Source organism: Pradoshia sp. Z5_111, from assembly GCF_058267535.1.
The window spans coordinates 712,501-729,863 of sequence record NZ_JBZCPQ010000001.1 but is presented as its reverse complement, the minus strand read 5'-3'; the positions used below and the strand labels follow the sequence as shown (position 1 = coordinate 729,863).

Here is a 17,363-nt window from a genome sequence, read left to right as displayed (position 1 = left end):
TAGGTGAAGAAATGTTTAATCGTGAACTTGTAAAAGGAAGTACATCACTTCTTGTTCTGCAGCTTTTGCAAGAAAGAGATATGTATGGGTATGAATTAGTGAAAGAAATGGATCACCGCAGTGACCATGGATTTCAGATGAAGGAAGGTACGCTGTATCCTGCTTTGCATAAGCTTGAAAAACAGGAATATATAGAGTGCTACTGGGTTGAACAAGAGAAGGGACCCGCTCGTAAGTATTACTGTATTACCTTGGCTGGCAAAGAGATGCTAGAGATTAAAACAAACGAATGGAATCGATATGTCCAGGTCATGAACAAGGTAATGGGGAGAACAGAAACATGAGACGGGCTGAAGAAGATTATTTAAGTCAGCTTGATCGATTACTGGGTGCCCATCCTGATAAAACGGCTATTATGGAAGAATATAAGTTGCATATTTCTGAAATGGCCTGCGACATCATTTATGAGGATGAGTCACCCGATTTAATCTATAAAGAACTATCAATGCGGCTAGGTACACCAGAAGAAGTTGCTTTATCCTGGAAACAGGAACTAACCCTTACACCAAGAAAAACAAGGTGGATCTTTGCAGGAATTAACTTGTCCTTATTTATAAGCGGAATCTTGTTAACATTTATCAACCATACATATGATTGGAATTGGGCCAAGGAAATATGGTCGTTGCTAACATCGATTCCTGTACTTTTAATGGCCATCTATATTGGTTTTTGGATCTTGCTTGGTTATGAAATTGGCAAGGAATTTGGACATCAGGGCAGAAAGCTTATTAAGAAAACGTTTTTGATTACGGTGATACCTAACATTACCTTAATGTATTTGGTTATCTTTAACCTCGTACCAGATCAATGGTTTGACCCCTTACTGGATAAGCCATTTATTATTGCCTGTGTATTTTGTACGTTTATCTTATATCCAGTCAGTATTGCTGGGTATCTATGGGGGAAGAAAGCCTCGCTTTGACTATTTGCCTATATACATAGAATAACTATGTATATTTATCACTATATACCTAGAAAAACTAGGTAGAGGGGGGATTCTTAATATGGATATTCAGTTTAAAAAAGAAGATAAAGTATTTTTATTGTTATGTATAGTCCTAGGCTTTTTGGCTGAGTTATCTTTTTTACATGGAGAAGTAGGGATTTCCTATCCGTTGTTCTTATTTGCTTTTTATGGTCTGTTTTTTTGGAGATTTCGGAAAACGAAATTTACTCATATGCGAATTGGAAGCCTTTTGATGGTTTGTATTTGGATTCTTGGTTTATCTTATTTCTATCAATCTAACGTCCTTTTTTATCTAACGAATGGGTTGGTTATACCTATCCTTGTAGCAGCTCAGCTAACACTTATGACAAATCAACAAAAAATTGATTGGAGCAGAGTCAATTTTATTAAACAATTGAAAACGAAGCTGGTAAACAGTATTAAATACAATGAGCAATTCATCTCCTACATCCTAAAAAAAATTCGAAAAGAGGGAGCAGAAGAAACGGGGGGCATGGCTAAAAGTATCGCTTTGGGAATTGTAATTGCCTGTCCGGTGCTCGTCATTATCATTCTATTGCTCGTATCGGCAGACAGTCATTTTCAAGCGATATTTATGCACATCCCTGACTGGTTATTTTCTGTACACATAGGTGAATTCTTTGGTAGATTGATAATTATTATCCTATTCTCTCTATTGTTTTTTGGTTTTTTAAATGTATTACATTTAAAACAACCGCAAACACTGTCCTCAAGCATGAAAGAGGCTGGAAATCTCCAGTTCGATTCAACCATTGTTACAACGATTCTGGTCCTAATCAATGGAGTCTATTTATTATTTACAGTTGTCCAGTTTAAATATTTCTTTAGCAGTCCGCTTCTCAATGATATGACCTATGCTTCAAGCGCGAGAACAGGATTTGCCCAGTTAATGTTGGTTACCCTCATAAATTGGTCCATACTACTTGGAACCTTAAAGTATGTATCTGTTCAAATGAACGCTGCTAAAAGGCTTATACAGGTCCTTCTCAATCTTTTAATCGTATTTAGCGGAGTTATGCTAACCTCGGCTTTTATGCGCCTCTATATGTATGAAGAGGCCTATGGATATACGATTCTCAGAATACTAGCACACACGATTATGCTTTATCTGGTTGTCATTTTCACCTATACATTAGTGAAAATTTGGATTGAACGAATTGCATTAAGACATTTTTATTTTTTAACCGGAATATTGTTTTATACGGGATTGCACATCGTTCAACTGGATCAACTAATTGTTGATAAAAATATAAGTAGATACAAAGAAACGGGCAAAATTGATCTTTATTATTTAAATGAATTATCCTATACAGGACTATCTGGCTTGATTGACTTATATGAATCAGACCCTGATTCAGGTGAATTGAAACAACTTTTATCAGTCCAATATGAGCAAATGAAGGAAACTGACTATACTTGGCAGTCCTATAATATTTCCAGAGTTGAAGTATATGAAAGGTTAGATAATCTTAACCTCACGGAACATGAACAAGGGAGTTAGGAGTATTTGGTTTAATAATCCTAACGAAAAATTCGCCAAAAAATAAATGTGTAATCAACGAAGTATTTAAGTAGAAGTGTTCAGAATTCAATCTAATTGGATAAATAAGAAAGACAACGCCTGGAATCCTTCCCAGTGTTGTCTTTCTTTGTTCTGAATATGTAGTCAGTCAAATTACAGAATTATACATATGATTGATAGTGAAAAGAGTAAATCATATGTATAATGGGTATAAGAGATTAATTTGAAAAGTCAAAAAATTAATCCGCTCGACAAAATTAGAACAACTCTGCACGTTCATTTTACATAATATGCAACAATAGTTTTTTATACTATATGTAAAGAGAATTGGAGGTAAGAGTATGCGCACTTATATTATTTATTTAATAGAGAATGAATTTGCACGTCATTACTATGGACGAGAATATATGTTTTTTAATTTATTCCAGGATTACGAACAATCTGAAGGAGATAAGAAAAAAATACTTCGCAGGCAAATTAACTTTGTTACTAAAAAGATTCATGCACAGCTTTTTACCTCTTTTATGGAAAATCAATTATTGGAAAATAAAGATTGTTATATGGAAAATGGGGTATATTATATCAGAAAGCGAAATGTCGGCCAAAGCGAAGCAAGCTTAGGATATCGCAATCATTCATTGATTCTGCATGCTACTGGAACATATGAATGTGAGACCATATTTTTTGAGTGGCTCAGGCAGTGGAATCCATATTTTTTAGCCTTGGATACAACCAAAGATCGTTGCGCTTGGCTCAGGCCTATTAAACAGAGATTATATGTGTGAAGCAGAATAAAACAGATTCCACTATAAAATCGTTATAAATGCCGTGGAATTTATTCTATTATGTCTGTTTGTATCAAAATCTGATAGAAATATCACAATAGTTATGGTATTATTACTTTGGTTTAGTACAATGTCTTTGTGACAGCACGGAGGAGGTAGTTTAGGTATGCTATATTATATTCTTACGGCAGTGATTGCTTTGCTTGCTGGTGTGGCTTTAGGATTCTTTATCGCCCGTAAATACATGATGGACTATTTAAAGAAAAACCCACCAATCAATGAACAAATGATTAAAATGATGATGACACAAATGGGTATGAAGCCATCCCAAAAGAAAGTAAATCAAATGATGAATGCGATGAACAAACAACAAGGGAAATAAGCCTTGTTACATCTGGATTCTAAGGTGTCGTCACCATACTGTATAGATTAATTTTTGTAATTTGGTTTATCTTTTTTTAGATACATAAGTCAAATTGGTTAATCTTCAATTAGACCGTCTTTTTCTGAAAAATGTTCAGAAGGAGATGGTCTTTTTATGTTGTTAAAGACGGCATATAAGTATAGCGGAAGAAGGATTATAAAATCTTTTATAGAATAATAATCAATGGTGTTGTTTAAATGACGTGTTCTTTAGGGGCTGGACTAAACGATGATTGGTTATATGAAGATCGACTATGGGATAACCACCCATCTAATAACTATTTCATCTGGTTTCACGTATTTGAAGGCGAAATTAACCATTGAGGACAAATAAGAGTGATTAGTATGCAGGTTATCTTCAGTGAAGGTCTTGGCCTATTAGGTTTTTGGATATTGTTTAGTGGGGGGATTTAATAATGTTAATTAGAGAGATACAACCCTTGGATGCCGAAAAATTTATATGTTTAATTAAGCAAGTTGAATCAGAAGCTAAGTTTATGCTTATGGAAGCAGGAGAAAGAAAAACCACTCCTGAACAGCAACGTAAACAATTAGAAAGTATTAAGAAGCAAAGTAATTCAACAATATTTGTTGCAGAAAAAGAAGATGGAGAACTTGTTGGCTATTTGATAGCCATTGGCGGTAGCGTAAAGAGAACAAAGCACTCTGCATATCTAGTGGTTGGTATTTTAGAAAAATACAGAGCTCACGGTATAGGAACAAGTTTATTTCAAAGATTAGAAGAGTGGGCAAGAAACTCTAATATATCAAGATTAGAATTAACAGTTGTTACTCAAAATGAAGCAGGTATTTCTTTATACAAGAAAAGTGGATTTGTGATAGAAGGTATAAAAAGAAAATCATTGCTAATCGATGATGAATTTTATAACGAGTATTTTATGTCCAAAATATTTTAATCTCACGTACTAAGCTAACAGGGCATTGATCTACAACGTTAAGAGATAAAAAAGTTACCAAATACGATTTTGGGGACTGTAATGCACTATAATTAAAGTTACCAAACGTCGCTTTGGGAACGATATTACGTATTTATAAAAAGGTTGCGATACCCCCTTTTAGATTACTTCCAGTAACCGTTATCTTATGCTAGAATAACAAAACCTACTGCATTTACCGCGGCGAATAAAGAAAGGTTGATGCAAAATGAACAAATGGTTACAACAATTTAAAGAAACATTACTCAATGAATTCGGAGAGAGTATCCAATTCATTGGCTTACAAGGCAGTCGCGCTCGAAATGAAGCAACTGAAAACAGCGATATTGATGTAGTTGTTATTTTCGATACACTAACTATTGATAAATTAAAAAGATACGAAATAGTCGTTCAAACGATGCCTGACCGTCATTTACTTTGTGGCTTTGTAGGGGGGATGGATGACCTCAATATTTGGGATAAAGCAGATTTATTTACGTTTATCTATGATACAAAAACCATCTATGGGCAGCTAGCTATTTCGAAAACAGCCATTACAACAGCTCATGTGAAAAAGTTTGTCCGTTCAACAGCTGGAAACATTTATCACATGACCCTACACAATTATTTACATGGAAAGTCTACTGAAATGATTCATGGTTTATTTAAAAACGCTCGCTTTGCGATTCAAGGAAATGTTTTTTTACAACAAACTGAATTCATCTCCCAACTAAATGAATTATCAACAGTTACAAAGGGTTACGACACTGATGTTATAACTCGTCTCATTTCATTAAAAAATAATGCACAAGTCGATTTGGACAAGGATACAGAACTATTATTAGCTTGGTCAAAAGAAATATTGCAAGCTGTAAAAGACGAAACATTGAGTTAATCTCTAGGAAAATATTGAATTAACAACGGCGTTAAATTAGTTTAATCAATCTTTTTCTATATTATAAAATTAAGGTTAGCAGCATACATTTGATTAAACATTATTTTAAATCAACAGCAGTTCAGTTAATTTGGAGCTTAGCAGTCTAACTTACTTATACAATTTCATTCAAAATAATGTTCCCAAATCAAAGTTTGGGGGTATAAGAAAAAGCACTAAGTATTGTTATTTCAACGTTTAGCGCTTTTCCTATGTCACATTATTTATACGGTGTTTTATGCACGTTTCCACAAAGCTAGTACCAGCAACAGGTTCAGCGTGTTTTGATGCTGGCTGTGTTCATCATGATGTTGAATAAAATTTTGCATATTTTTAAAGTTCCTTAACGTACAACATTTCCGAAATGTGGGTTGTACCCCTATACAAATAAAAAGTTTGATTATATATAATCAAACTCAAAACCTTTAAATATAAGGTATAGTTTTATTTTATTATACTATTCACCCTATATTAAGCCAGTTTAATACCGTTTTTTTGTAATAAGTTCAAGACATTATTGAGGTGAAAAAAGTCAAATTGGATAAGAGTACAATTACAACTAATAAAGAGAGGCTGGGACATACGTATTTCAGTCAATGATAAATCCGAACTACTAGGTGATATTTATATTTCGCCTAATAGTTCGGATTTTTATTTGTTTTCAATAGATTAGTTACTTCTATATACCATTATTAAACTTAGTGGAATGGAGCGGAAGCCACCGACTCCTGCGGGAAATAGAGGAAAGGCTGAGACCTGAGCAAGGCACAGCCGAGGAGGCTAAAGCCTTCCTCCCCGCGGAAAGCGAGTGGAGTAAGCGCGCAATGGAACGAACTTTTTTAACTCTTTAATAAGTAACAAAGTCGAAAATAGATATCGTTTGTCTCTTCAGGAACGTTTATAAGTTATGTCCCATCCTCAAACATAGATAGAGATTAATAAGATATTTAAAAATCTAAAGAGATTAATTTTTTCGATCTTGATCATCCTTCAATCGGCCTGCTTTTTTTACGGCTTCTTTTAAGAGGATTTCTATTTGAGCATTTACGCTGCGAAGTTCATCATCTGCCCATTTTTCAATTGCGTCATAAAGTTTAGGATCTATTCTTAGCGGATATGCTTTTCTTTTGGCCATCTTAAAAACCTAGTGAATGCTTCCTGTATTAATAATTGGCTGCGAACCCTTTTCTGAAACAATTGCAACCATTAAGTTATTGACCATTTGTGCTTTCTTGTCTTCATTAAGTTCAACAATATCTTCATCCGCCAATTGGTCAATCGCACTTTTTACCATTCCTATGGCACCATCAACAATTACCTTGCGGGCAGCCAGCACAGCCTGGGCCTGTTGTCTTTGTAACATAGCGGAAGCAATCTCAGAAGAATAGGCTAGATGCATAATTCGTGCTTCAAGCACATCCACACCAGCTACTTCTAAACGTTTTTGTAAATCCTCTGCTAAAAAAACAGCAATTTCATCACTATTTCTCCTTAATGATAGATCGGTTTCTTTGTCAAAGTGGTCATAGGCGTATTGGCTTGCGATATGACGAATTCCCGTTTCACTTTGAATTTGGACAAATTCTTTATAATCCTTCACATCAAAAGTTGCCTTCGCACTATCATTGACGCGGTATACCACCACGGCAGCAATTTCAATCGGATTACCTTCTAAATCATTTACCTTTAGAGTATCGCTATTGAAGTTTATGACACGCAGTGAAACGCTGGATTTGATAGTAAAAGGTATTGCCAACCATAGACCTTGATCCCGTATAACTCCTACATATGTTCCGAAAAATGTTAATACTTTTGCTTCGTTTGGTTGGACAATGGTGATGCCAGATAATAATACGGCAACAGCTATTAATAATACGATTGGAAGTACAGTTGATCCATTTACCAATAGATAAGCACTAATGCCGATAATGACCAACCCTGCAAGGACACCTAAATAACCATTCATTTTAACTGCATTTTTTTCACCCATCTTAACGCCTCCTATATATCAAAGTGATATCACAATTATATCACTTATTTAGTTAGACAGTTAGCATTTTTGTAAAAAATATACAAAACATTCTATTTAACTGTGTAGAGCAACTGATAAAGCACACCTATATAATTATTTAGAAAGTTTGAAATAATCTTTCTTTGGTTTATTTGATTTGCTAAAATAAGGAGGCCTTATAAAAGAGAAAAGGAGGGCGTTTGTGAAGATCTTTGTAAAGCTTAAATGGTTTTTTAAGAAAGAAAAAAAAGCATATATAATTGGCATCATTATGTTATTATTCGTCGCTATTTTGCAGCTGATTCCACCTAGAATTATAGGGATTGTAGTTGATCAAATTAACAATGATTCTCTGACAGGTACAGGTCTTTCGAAATTGACTGCAATTTTAATTGTTTCGGGAGTAGGAATGTACATATTAAGATATTTTTGGCGAATCCAAATCTTTGGTTCAGCCGTGAAGTTAGCAAGAGAACTTCGTTATCGATTATTTGATCATTTTACGAATATGCCGGCATCCTTTTACCAACGTAAGCGCACCGGAGATTTGATGGCACATGCGACCAATGACTTAAATGCAATACAGCAAACCGCAGGCAGCGGTGTCCTATCCTTGGTTGATTCGCTAACGACCGGTGGGTTTGTTGTCCTGGCTATGGCCTTTATTGATTGGCGTTTAACCTTGTTTGCATTGCTTCCTATGCCCGTTATTGCCATCTCAACAAGCTATTATGGGAAGCTATTACATAAAAGATTTAGGTCTGCTCAAGCTGCCTTTTCTGAATTGAATGATAAGACCCAGGAAAGCATAAATGGGATTAAAGTGATTAAGACCTTTGGGCAGGAAAGAGAGGATATTGAATCCTTCCGTTCTTCCTCTAATGATGTAGTGGATAAAAACATATCTGTAGCCCGTATAGATGCCTTGTTTGATCCAACTATCAGTGTAATGGCGGGGCTTTCTTATTTTATTTCAATCGCTGTTGGCGCAAAATATGTGATGGAGGGCAATTTGACGATTGGTGAACTTGTCTCCTTTTCAACCTATCTGGGATTATTGATTTGGCCGATGCTTGCTTTTGGGTTCTTATTTAATATCGTGCAACGTGGGAACGCCTCTTATGATAGGATTGCTGAACTCCTAGCTGAGAAAACTGATGTTTTAGATAAAGTTGGTGCTCTTAACGAACAAGCCAGTGGTGATATAGAATTTGAGATTTCATCCTTTACTTATCCCGATGAAAAGAATCCTGTACTAGAGGATATCTCTTTTAAGATAAAAAGAGGTGAAACGCTCGGTATAGTCGGGAAAACGGGTGCAGGTAAAACGACCTTATTAAAATTGCTGATTAGGGAGTTTGAGACAACAGAAGGGTGTATAAGGATTGGAGGACACGAAATCCAAAATTATACGTTGAGTTCCTTACGAGAAGCAATTGGGTATGTACCGCAGGATCCTTTTTTATTTTCAGCAACGGTTGGGGAGAATATCGCTTTTGCTAGACCGAATGCTTCCCAAGAAGAAATTAAAGTGGCAGCAAATCTTTCATATATTCATTCTGATATTGAAGGCTTTACGGAAGGATATCATACGGTTGTAGGTGAACGTGGAGTCTCACTTTCTGGCGGTCAAAAGCAAAGAATCAGTATAGCAAGGGCGTTGATGCTGGAACCTGAAATCTTAATTCTAGATGACTCACTATCAGCAGTCGATGCCAAAACAGAGGCAACGATCCTTCGGAATTTAAAGGAAAACAGAGTAAACAAAACAACGATTATCACATCCCATCGGTTAAGTGCTATCCAGCATGCCAATCTAATCATTGTTCTCAAGGATGGTAAAATTGTTGAAAGAGGTACGCATAGGGAGTTAATGGACTTGGATGGCTGGTATAAAGAGATGTACCAACAGCAACGATTAGAAGAATTAGTAGAACAGGGGGGATAAGAGATGGATGAACTTAAATCAATAACAGGAAAAGAACAGCGAGTCATTCTCTTCCGACTCTTATCCTATGCCAAACCCTATAAAAAGAGATTAATAGGAGCATTTTTCTTATTATTTCTTGCGACAGCGGCTGACATCACAGGTCCTATTTTAGTAAAGATATTCATTGACGATTATTTAACACCTATGAATATGGAGTATAAGCCAATAGCTCTATTGGCAATCGGGTACTTGATACTCCTATTTGCCAAAATGTTTATTACTTATTTTCAAGAGTTCTCATTCCAGCTTGTCGCCTTAAAAATCATTCAGCAGCTTAGGGTTGATGTATTTAGTAAAGTACAGAGCCTTGGATTGAGATATTTTGATAAAACACCTGCAGGAGCGATTGTATCCAGGGTTACTAATGATACAGAAGCAATTAAGGATATGTTTGTGACCGTAATTGCAGCTTTTATATCCAGTGGTTTTTTCGTGATAGGGACAATCATTGCGATGTTTATATTAAACGTTAGGCTTGCTGTGTTTTGTTTATTCATCCTGCCTATTTTATATTTGCTTATGAGATCTTATCGTAAATTCAGCAGTGTTTTCTATCAAGAACTCAGGGAAAGGCTAAGCCAGTTGAATGCCAATTTAAATGAATCTCTCCAGGGGATGTCTATTATTCAGGTGTTTCGACAGCAGAAACGGTTAAAGGATGAGTTTGAGGAGATTAATCAAAAACATTATGAAGCAGGAATGAGGAATATTAAGATAGATGGGCTGTTGCTAAGGCCAGCCATAGATCTAGTTTATATATTTGCAATCGTTCTAGTGCTCAGTTACTTTGGAATCAATTCGATGAATTCAGTAGTTGAAATAGGTGTTCTGTATGCGTTTGTAAACTATATTGATCGTTTTTTTGAACCAGTTAACCAAGTGATGCAAAGATTATCCTTATATCAGCAGGCAATTGTGGCTGGATCAAGGGTATTTGCTGTTTTGGATGAAGAAGAGTTAGCTCCCGGTGCAGATAACATACAACCGTATAAAATCGAGCAGGGTATCGTTGAATTTAAAAATGTTAGTTTTTCTTATGATGGAAAGAGGGATGTTCTAAAAAACATCTCCTTTAAAGTCAATGAGGGTGAAACAGTTGCGCTTGTAGGACATACGGGTAGCGGAAAAAGTTCCATTATAAATTTGATTATGCGTTTCTATGAATTTAATAGAGGAGATATTTTAATTGATGGGAAATCCATAAAAGGTTATTCAAATGAAGAACTGCGGGTGAAGATGGGACTTGTATTACAGGATGCTTTCTTATTCTATGGGTCTGTTAAAGATAATATTAGTTTGCATGATCAAACAATAACGGACAACAAAATAGAAGAAGCAGCAAAATTTGTTCAGGCGGAATCCTTCATTGAAAAGTTACCGGATCAATACAATCATTTAGTAGTGGAACGGGGAGCAACATTTTCGAGCGGTCAAAGGCAGTTGATTGGCTTCGCACGAACAATCGTTAGGGATCCTAAAATTCTTATTCTTGATGAAGCGACAGCCAACATTGACTCAGAAACAGAAGAGGCTATTCAAAAAAGCCTGGCAAAAATGAGAGAGGGCAGAACGACAATTGCAATTGCCCACCGTCTTTCCACGATCCAGGATGCTAACCTTATACTTGTGTTACATCAAGGCCAAATTGTTGAACAAGGAACACATCAGGAACTGCTGGCTAAGCAAGGGCTTTATTATAAAATGTATTTGCTTCAAAATGGTATCCGTTCAAGTTTCAACAAAGATGTAAGCTAAAATAAGGATATTCTAACTAAATAAATCGCATCCGATTCATCGGGTGCGATTTATTGAATTTACCGATATATACTTTTAGTCGATCCCTGAACCTGTTTTAAAAGTGTGTTAGTGTATAAAGAGTGGTTTCATGGCTCTACCCTTAACTGTTTGGGTTTACCTTATCTTTTCGCTTAACACGATATTTTTGATCTATTATATGTTTTTTCAGGTTGATAGTTGTTTAACAGATTATCGAGTTCCTGGCTATATTGAATGGTTGTTTGAGATGATAATCCGTTCTGAGAGACGACAGCAACTAGTTCTGCACGCTTGATTTCTATTTTATCTAACAACTCTTGATTATCCATGGTTGCAGATCCTTCCTCGTTTATTGATAATGTTTAATTTTACAATATTTTTACATAAAAGAATTAGAATAAAACTATTATACATAAATTTTACTAAAAATGTAAAATATATTTAAAAATAAAAACTATACTCTTTATCATCTGCTCAGACAGTTACTTTATATGGAGTAATTTGGTACAATGTAAGATGGAATGAATTAGAAACAATGGGGGTAATTTCATTTGGGTGATATAAATATTTTTTTGGCATTTGGAGCAGGTTTCCTCAGCTTTATTTCTCCATGCTGTCTTCCGCTTTATCCGGCCTTTCTTTCTTATATAACAGGAATGTCGGTTGGAGAATTAAAAAATGATAACGCGATGATGCATAAAAGGAGCCTATTACATACTTTCTTTTTCTTAATTGGGTTTTCCATTATTTTTATAGCTCTTGGATTCAGTGCATCTTATATTGGAACCTTTTTTGAAAACTATGGAGACATTATCCGGCAATTAGGCGCTATTCTTATAGTCTTTTTTGGATTAATTATAATTGGGTTCTTTCAACCCAAGTTTCTTATGAAAGAACACCGTTTTGAATTTAAAAATCGTCCGGGTGGTTATATAGGATCAATTTTAATTGGTATTGCTTTTGCAGCAGGCTGGACTCCATGTACTGGACCTATTTTAATGGTTGTCATAGGGATGACCGGGACCAACCCGGAATCTGGTATGTTCTACATGTTAGCATATATTTTAGGATTTGCTATTCCGTTTTTTATTATGTCGTTTTTTATTGGAAAATTAAACTGGATCAAGCGTAACTCGGATAAAGTTATGAAGGCAGGCGGAATGTTAATGATTCTAATGGGAATCGTCTTGTTTTTTGATTGGATGACCAAAATAAGCTCCTATTTTATTGCTTTATTCGGAGGGTGGAGTGGTTTTTAAATAGTTTTAATCATATTCAACACAGAATTTATACTTTTATATTGTAACAGGGGGAACTAAAGATGGCTAATATTCTAATAGTGGATGATGCAAAGTTTATGCGGTTGACGTTGGCAGCTATCCTTAAAAAAGGAAATCATCACATTGTTGGAGAAGCAGAATCAGGTATAGAGGCAATTGATCTATATGAAAAGCATAAGCCTGATTTGGTTACTATGGATGTAACGATGCCATTAATGAGTGGATTAGAGGCAACCAAAGTAATTAAGAGTAAATATCCGGATGCCAAAATCATTATGTGTTCGGCAATGGGCCAGCAAAAGATTGTCAGAGAATCTATAGAAGCGGGTGCAAAAGACTTTATCATAAAACCCTTTGAAGAGATAAGGGTAATAGATGCGATCAATCGTGTCTTGGATTAACATAAATCGTAATAAACAGTTGAAATTTATGTATGCTAAAAGGAATGATGATATATGATGTTTGCAGTATCTACTATACTTGCAGTTATAATGGGACTTTTAGTTTTTGCAGTTAGGATGAAGGCATCCCAAAAACCGGCCTCAATCAAAAAGATTATATTGCCACCGTTTTTTATGAGTACTGGTGCACTTATGTATATTTTCCCGTATTTTCGGTTAACAGGAATGGAAATACTCGAGGCAATTATACTGGGCATGTTTTTTTCCATATTTTTAATAAAGACATCCAAATTTGAAATTAAAGATAATCAAATATATATGAAACGGTCTAAAGCATTTGGAATTGTTCTTATAGGACTTATTTTAATCAGAACCATTCTGAAGGTATTCTTAAGTTCATCGATTGATTTGGGTGAAACAGGAGGAATGTTCTGGCTGTTGGCTTTTTCAATGATTGTGCCATGGAGAATAGCGATGTACTTCCAATATAAAAAGTTTGAAAACATACTAAATGATACACAGGCAGGTAATAATACGGTTAGTTCTGTATAAATGATTAAAAATCGACTGAATGGTCGGTTTTTTTTGTCTGTTTTATTAAGAAATTGCAGTTTATTTATGAAAAATAACCTTATAGCAGGAGAACGTAAATTAAAGAGTTACGAAACAAAATAAAATGTAGAGACATAGAGCAACTTTAAATTCTTATTACACAATAAAGTATTGAGTTCTTCGATGAATCTAAGAACACTGTAAAAAACGAATAATTTGTGGAATTTTAGGGTTAAAATGCACATAACTAAGAAAAATGGGTAAATACATAATATAAAAATGATGAGGAGAATTAGTACATGGTTACAAAGACAGAATTAACATTAGCTGAACGCTATGAAACTGCATTTAACCGTATTCATAAAGTGTTAAAAGATATTGTCAAACAAGCAAATACAGATAAATTTTCAGAACTGGTGAGTAAGGGGAAGCCACATTCTGCTTCGTTATTATGAAAAAGACTTGTGCCAATATGCAAAACTGAGAAATGCATTGGTGCATGAAAAGATAGACAGTGATTTTTATATTGCTGAGCCTCATAAGGACATTGTTGAAGATATTGAGAGGATAGCTGATGAATTTGAACAACCAAAAACAGGCTTATCCATATCATCAAAAGAGGTCTTTTATTTTTACGAAGAAGACAAATTGAAGGATATATTGGCCTGTATTAAGAAAAAATCTCATATAAGATTCCCCATATATAGTGATAAAGAAGAATTCAGATGGCTGCTAACCACCAAAGAAATAATCATATGGCTTGCAAGTCAATTCGATAATCCCAAAATAAACTTAGATCAGGTTAAAATCAAGGACTTATATAACCCGAAGCATGTTAATCGTGTTGAATTTGTTTCAAAAAATACAACTGTATTTGAAATTGAGGATATTTTTGAGGAAGATCATAAAAATAAAAATAGACTAGAGGCTGTTTTAATAACACCAAGGGGGAAAAGGACTGAAAAAAGCACCCAGTTGAGTTGGGTGCTTTTTAACTGCTGTAATTATGCTGTCTTAGTTCTTCTGATGAGTTTTTCAATCTCAATTACAATGATCGGTACAAATCCAAGTCCAAGCGCAATCAGATAGTATTCAGAAGGAAGAGGAGTAACCTCGAAAATATAAGCAAGCGGTGGTATAAATACAATCGCAACTATAAGTAAAAGTGAAGCAAGCAGGGCAAGAATCATATATTTATTTTCACGAATGTCGGATTGGAAAATAGATTTAGTTGTTCTCACATTTAGTACATGAAAGAGCTGCGAAAGTGATAAAACAAGAAAAGCCATTGTTTGGGCCGCGCCTAACGAGTTTAGATTGACTCCTGCCAGATAGAAACCTATTAAGGATAGGACAGCAAACATCAACCCCTGAAGGACGATCCGGTAAAGGAGTCCGCCTGCAAAAATTCCTTCAGCTTTCGGCTTTGGTCTCCTCTTCATAATATCTTCTTCAACAGGTTCCATTCCAAGAGCGAGTGCAGGAAGTCCGTCTGTCACCAAGTTCAGCCACAAAAGATGGATGGCAAGGAGCGGTGTTTGTTGCCAAATAATCATGGCAATGAAAACAATAAATATCTCACCCATATTGGTGCCAAGCAGGAATTGAATGGCTTTGCGAATATTATCATAGGTACCGCGACCTTCTTTTACTGCATCGACAATTGTCGCGAAATTATCATCCGTCAAAATCATATCAGATGCTCCTTTTGCGACATCCGTGCCAGTTATGCCCATTGCGCAGCCGATATCAGCTGCCTTCAAGGCAGGAGCATCATTAACTCCGTCACCTGTCATTGAAACGATTGCACCTTTTTGCTGCCAGGCGCGGACAATCCTTATTTTATCTTCCGGTGACACACGTGCATATACAGAGTATTCATCGATTGAGTCATTTAATGCTTGATCGCTCATTTTTTCAAGTTCTGCTCCACTAAGAGATTTTTGTCCAGCATTTAAGATACCGAGTTCTCTGGCAATAGCATTTGCCGTCCCAATATGGTCACCTGTAATCATAACCGGGCGGATACCAGCTCTTTTACAAACCTGTACGGCATCCTTAGCTTCTGCACGTGGAGGATCAATCATTCCAAGCAAGCCGACAAAGTGCAAATCATACTCAATCTCATCACTATTTGGGTGATGAGGAACACTGTCAAGTTCCTTGTAAGCAACAGCAATAACACGCATAGCCTCGTCCGTCATTTGATTGTTTATTCTCTTGGCCGCTTCAAAATCCCCAGTCTTACAGCGGTTCATCAATACATCAAAAGCACCTTTTGTAAGAGCATAAGGTTTTCCTTCAATTACATGGATGGTTGTCATTAGCTTTCTGTCGGAATCAAAAGGAATCTCACCAACACGGGGTGCTGCTTCATGAAGGCTTTCCTTTGTCATCTGATTTTTAAGTGCTGCTGAAAGAATAGCAGTCTCTGTTGGATCGCCGATGTGCTTTTCTTCTCCGTCTACGATTTCAACGGTCCCATTTGATGCAAGTGAACCAAGACGAAGCAAGGATTTGATTGGACCGGAAACATGGTCAGTTATATCTTCTGGTTCATCCTTAACCCAGGCTTTGATGACTGTCATTTTATTCTGTGTAAGTGTACCTGTTTTATCAGAACAAATAACAGAGGCACTTCCTAGGGTTTCAACTGCTGGAAGCCTGCGGATGATAGCATTTCGTTTGACCATGCGCTGGACGCCGAGTGCTAAAACAACTGTGACAATTGCTGGCAAACCTTCTGGAATAGCAGCGACGGCTAAGGATACTGCAGTCATGAAAATTTCGAGTATCGGCATTCCTGAGAAGAATCCGATAGCAAAGATTACAATACTGATGGCAAGTGCCAGTAAGCCGAGGTACTTTCCTAGTTTTCCTAGTTTTTGCTGCAGCGGTGTCTGACCTTGGTCTGCAGATTCAAGTAATTCGGCAATCTTGCCCATTTGTGTATCCATTCCGGTTCCAGTTATAATTGCTTTTCCCCGACCATAGGAAACACTGCTCCCTGAGAAAACCATATTCACCCGATCTCCAAGAGGTGCATCCTCATTAACCGTAGCATCCTGATCCTTTTCAACTGGAACGGACTCTCCAGTTAAAGCTGATTCCTCAATTTTTAAGGAAGCTGCATCAACTAATCTTCCATCTGCCGGTATAAAATCACCAGCTTCAAATTCGATTAGATCACCAGGCACAATCTGGCTTGCTTCAATTTCGGTTAATTTTCCATTACGGATGACTTTTGCCCGTGGAGAGGAAAGGTTCTGTAGTGCCTCTAGTGATTTTTCTGCCTTATTCTCCTGTACAACTCCAAGTATCGCATTCAGGATAACAATACTTAGGATAACAACTGGTTCTATATATTCCTTTGTATCATGGCCTTTAAGGGCGACGAAAAAGGAAACCGCAGCTGCGATGATTAGAATCAAGACCATGATATCCTTAAATTGTTCAAAGAAACGTTGGACGAGCGACTTCTGTTTTTTACCTTTCAATTGATTAAGTCCGTATTTCGCTTGATGTTCCGCGACTTGTGCATCGCTTAAGCCAAGGTTACTATTTGTCCTGAATTCCTTTTCGATATCATCAAGTTTTTTCACATGTGGATTATTCATGAAGAAACCTCCATTCTTTCACTAAATATGCCTTTAGCATAACCAAAAGAGAGCGAAGGATTCTTTAGATAATAAATTAATAAAGAAGG

At 36.1% G+C, this 17,363-nt stretch carries 18 protein-coding genes; 14 read left to right on the top strand and 4 right to left on the bottom strand.

Going from position 1 to position 17,363, the window contains the following annotated elements:
- Positions 1-11 precede the first annotated feature (11 nt).
- The 7 genes from AC4D4A_RS03555 to AC4D4A_RS03525 all read left to right on the top strand — a co-directional run bounded on the left by AC4D4A_RS03555 (position 12) and on the right by AC4D4A_RS03525 (position 5,608).
- On the top strand, positions 12-344 hold the full coding sequence (locus AC4D4A_RS03555) for a PadR family transcriptional regulator (RefSeq protein ID WP_490994614.1): 333 nt from the start codon (positions 12-14) through the stop codon (positions 342-344).
- Complete coding sequence (locus AC4D4A_RS03550) at positions 341-982, top strand: HAAS signaling domain-containing protein (protein ID WP_490994613.1); 642 nt, start codon at positions 341-343, stop codon at positions 980-982. The genes AC4D4A_RS03555 and AC4D4A_RS03550 overlap by 4 nt, the downstream gene beginning before the upstream one ends.
- Positions 983-1,064: 82 nt before the next feature.
- Positions 1,065-2,549, top strand: coding sequence for a DUF4153 domain-containing protein (locus tag AC4D4A_RS03545; RefSeq protein WP_490994612.1), 1,485 nt, complete (start codon positions 1,065-1,067; stop codon positions 2,547-2,549).
- 362 nt (positions 2,550-2,911) lie between these two features.
- Complete coding sequence (gene sirA, locus AC4D4A_RS03540) at positions 2,912-3,355, top strand: sporulation inhibitor of replication protein SirA (protein WP_490994611.1); 444 nt, start codon at positions 2,912-2,914, stop codon at positions 3,353-3,355.
- A gap of 166 nt (positions 3,356-3,521) precedes the next feature.
- Positions 3,522-3,737, top strand: a complete 216-nt coding sequence (locus AC4D4A_RS03535; RefSeq protein WP_490994610.1) for a YneF family protein — start codon at positions 3,522-3,524, stop codon at positions 3,735-3,737.
- Positions 3,738-4,194: 457 nt separating this feature from the next.
- Complete coding sequence (locus AC4D4A_RS03530) at positions 4,195-4,695, top strand: GNAT family N-acetyltransferase (protein ID WP_490994609.1); 501 nt, start codon at positions 4,195-4,197, stop codon at positions 4,693-4,695.
- A 247-nt stretch (positions 4,696-4,942) separates the two neighbouring features.
- On the top strand, positions 4,943-5,608 hold the full coding sequence (locus tag AC4D4A_RS03525; RefSeq protein WP_490994608.1) for a nucleotidyltransferase domain-containing protein: 666 nt from the start codon (positions 4,943-4,945) through the stop codon (positions 5,606-5,608).
- 1,003 nt (positions 5,609-6,611) lie between these two features.
- Here AC4D4A_RS03525 and AC4D4A_RS03520 read toward each other — a convergent pair.
- Both AC4D4A_RS03520 and AC4D4A_RS03515 read right to left on the bottom strand, forming a co-directional pair.
- Entirely contained in the window at positions 6,612-6,782 is a 171-nt protein-coding gene (locus tag AC4D4A_RS03520; RefSeq protein ID WP_490994607.1) for a type II toxin-antitoxin system antitoxin, read from the bottom strand.
- Positions 6,783-6,791: 9 nt separating this feature from the next.
- Positions 6,792-7,637, bottom strand: a complete 846-nt coding sequence (locus AC4D4A_RS03515; protein ID WP_490994606.1) for an SPFH domain-containing protein — start codon at positions 7,635-7,637, stop codon at positions 6,792-6,794.
- 223 nt (positions 7,638-7,860) lie between these two features.
- Here AC4D4A_RS03515 and AC4D4A_RS03510 point away from each other — a divergent pair, with 223 nt between their 5' ends.
- Positions 7,861-9,606: an ABC transporter ATP-binding protein gene (locus AC4D4A_RS03510; RefSeq protein ID WP_490994605.1), complete on the top strand. Its 1,746-nt coding sequence runs from the start codon at positions 7,861-7,863 to the stop codon at positions 9,604-9,606.
- Between the two features lie 3 nt (positions 9,607-9,609).
- The gene (locus tag AC4D4A_RS03505) at positions 9,610-11,403 is read left to right on the top strand and encodes an ABC transporter ATP-binding protein (RefSeq protein WP_490994604.1); all 1,794 of its coding nucleotides are present in this window, start codon (positions 9,610-9,612) and stop codon (positions 11,401-11,403) included.
- 173 nt (positions 11,404-11,576) lie between these two features.
- Here AC4D4A_RS03505 and AC4D4A_RS03500 read toward each other — a convergent pair whose 3' ends face one another.
- Positions 11,577-11,753 carry a Spo0E family sporulation regulatory protein-aspartic acid phosphatase gene (locus AC4D4A_RS03500; RefSeq protein WP_490994603.1) on the bottom strand — a complete coding sequence of 59 codons (177 nt, stop codon included), beginning with the start codon at positions 11,751-11,753 and terminating at the stop codon, positions 11,577-11,579.
- A gap of 222 nt (positions 11,754-11,975) precedes the next feature.
- Here AC4D4A_RS03500 and AC4D4A_RS03495 point away from each other — a divergent pair, with 222 nt between their 5' ends.
- The 5 genes from AC4D4A_RS03495 (at position 11,976) to AC4D4A_RS03475 (ending at position 14,746) form a co-directional block, all read left to right on the top strand.
- Positions 11,976-12,683, top strand: a complete 708-nt coding sequence (locus AC4D4A_RS03495; RefSeq protein WP_490994602.1) for a cytochrome c biogenesis CcdA family protein — start codon at positions 11,976-11,978, stop codon at positions 12,681-12,683.
- Positions 12,684-12,745: 62 nt separating this feature from the next.
- Positions 12,746-13,105 carry a response regulator gene (locus tag AC4D4A_RS03490; RefSeq protein ID WP_490994601.1) on the top strand — a complete coding sequence of 120 codons (360 nt, stop codon included), beginning with the start codon at positions 12,746-12,748 and terminating at the stop codon, positions 13,103-13,105.
- 54 nt (positions 13,106-13,159) lie between these two features.
- Positions 13,160-13,657 carry a CcdC family protein gene (locus AC4D4A_RS03485; RefSeq protein ID WP_490994600.1) on the top strand — a complete coding sequence of 166 codons (498 nt, stop codon included), beginning with the start codon at positions 13,160-13,162 and terminating at the stop codon, positions 13,655-13,657.
- Positions 13,658-13,956: 299 nt separating this feature from the next.
- On the top strand, positions 13,957-14,112 hold the full coding sequence (locus tag AC4D4A_RS03480) for a hypothetical protein (protein ID WP_490994599.1): 156 nt from the start codon (positions 13,957-13,959) through the stop codon (positions 14,110-14,112).
- A 40-nt stretch (positions 14,113-14,152) separates the two neighbouring features.
- On the top strand, positions 14,153-14,746 hold the full coding sequence (locus AC4D4A_RS03475; RefSeq protein ID WP_490994598.1) for a hypothetical protein: 594 nt from the start codon (positions 14,153-14,155) through the stop codon (positions 14,744-14,746).
- On the opposite strand, the gene AC4D4A_RS03470 is transcribed toward AC4D4A_RS03475, so the two are convergent.
- Positions 14,662-17,274: a calcium-translocating P-type ATPase, PMCA-type gene (locus AC4D4A_RS03470; protein ID WP_490994597.1), complete on the bottom strand. Its 2,613-nt coding sequence runs from the start codon at positions 17,272-17,274 to the stop codon at positions 14,662-14,664. The two genes, AC4D4A_RS03475 and AC4D4A_RS03470, sit on opposite strands and share 85 nt — an antisense overlap.
- Positions 17,275-17,363: the final 89 nt, after the last annotated feature.

Bases quoted from the DNA above. Each gene is read 5' to 3' on its own strand.
- AC4D4A_RS03470 (WP_490994597.1), bottom strand. From the start codon at position 17,274: ATGAATAATCCACATGTGAAAAAACTTGATGATATCGAAAAGGAATTC.
- AC4D4A_RS03505 (WP_490994604.1), top strand. From the start codon at position 9,610: ATGGATGAACTTAAATCAATAACAGGAAAAGAACAGCGAGTCATTCTC.
- AC4D4A_RS03515 (WP_490994606.1), bottom strand. From the start codon at position 7,637: ATGGGTGAAAAAAATGCAGTTAAAATGAATGGTTATTTAGGTGTCCTT.
- AC4D4A_RS03525 (WP_490994608.1), top strand. From the start codon at position 4,943: ATGAACAAATGGTTACAACAATTTAAAGAAACATTACTCAATGAATTC.
- AC4D4A_RS03500 (WP_490994603.1), bottom strand. From the start codon at position 11,753: ATGGATAATCAAGAGTTGTTAGATAAAATAGAAATCAAGCGTGCAGAA.
- AC4D4A_RS03535 (WP_490994610.1), top strand. From the start codon at position 3,522: ATGCTATATTATATTCTTACGGCAGTGATTGCTTTGCTTGCTGGTGTG.
- AC4D4A_RS03490 (WP_490994601.1), top strand. From the start codon at position 12,746: ATGGCTAATATTCTAATAGTGGATGATGCAAAGTTTATGCGGTTGACG.
- AC4D4A_RS03530 (WP_490994609.1), top strand. From the start codon at position 4,195: ATGTTAATTAGAGAGATACAACCCTTGGATGCCGAAAAATTTATATGT.
- AC4D4A_RS03545 (WP_490994612.1), top strand. From the start codon at position 1,065: ATGGATATTCAGTTTAAAAAAGAAGATAAAGTATTTTTATTGTTATGT.
- sirA (WP_490994611.1), top strand. From the start codon at position 2,912: ATGCGCACTTATATTATTTATTTAATAGAGAATGAATTTGCACGTCAT.
- AC4D4A_RS03555 (WP_490994614.1), top strand. From the start codon at position 12: ATGTTTAATCGTGAACTTGTAAAAGGAAGTACATCACTTCTTGTTCTG.
- AC4D4A_RS03480 (WP_490994599.1), top strand. From the start codon at position 13,957: ATGGTTACAAAGACAGAATTAACATTAGCTGAACGCTATGAAACTGCA.
- AC4D4A_RS03485 (WP_490994600.1), top strand. From the start codon at position 13,160: ATGATGTTTGCAGTATCTACTATACTTGCAGTTATAATGGGACTTTTA.
- AC4D4A_RS03520 (WP_490994607.1), bottom strand. From the start codon at position 6,782: ATGGCCAAAAGAAAAGCATATCCGCTAAGAATAGATCCTAAACTTTAT.
- AC4D4A_RS03550 (WP_490994613.1), top strand. From the start codon at position 341: ATGAGACGGGCTGAAGAAGATTATTTAAGTCAGCTTGATCGATTACTG.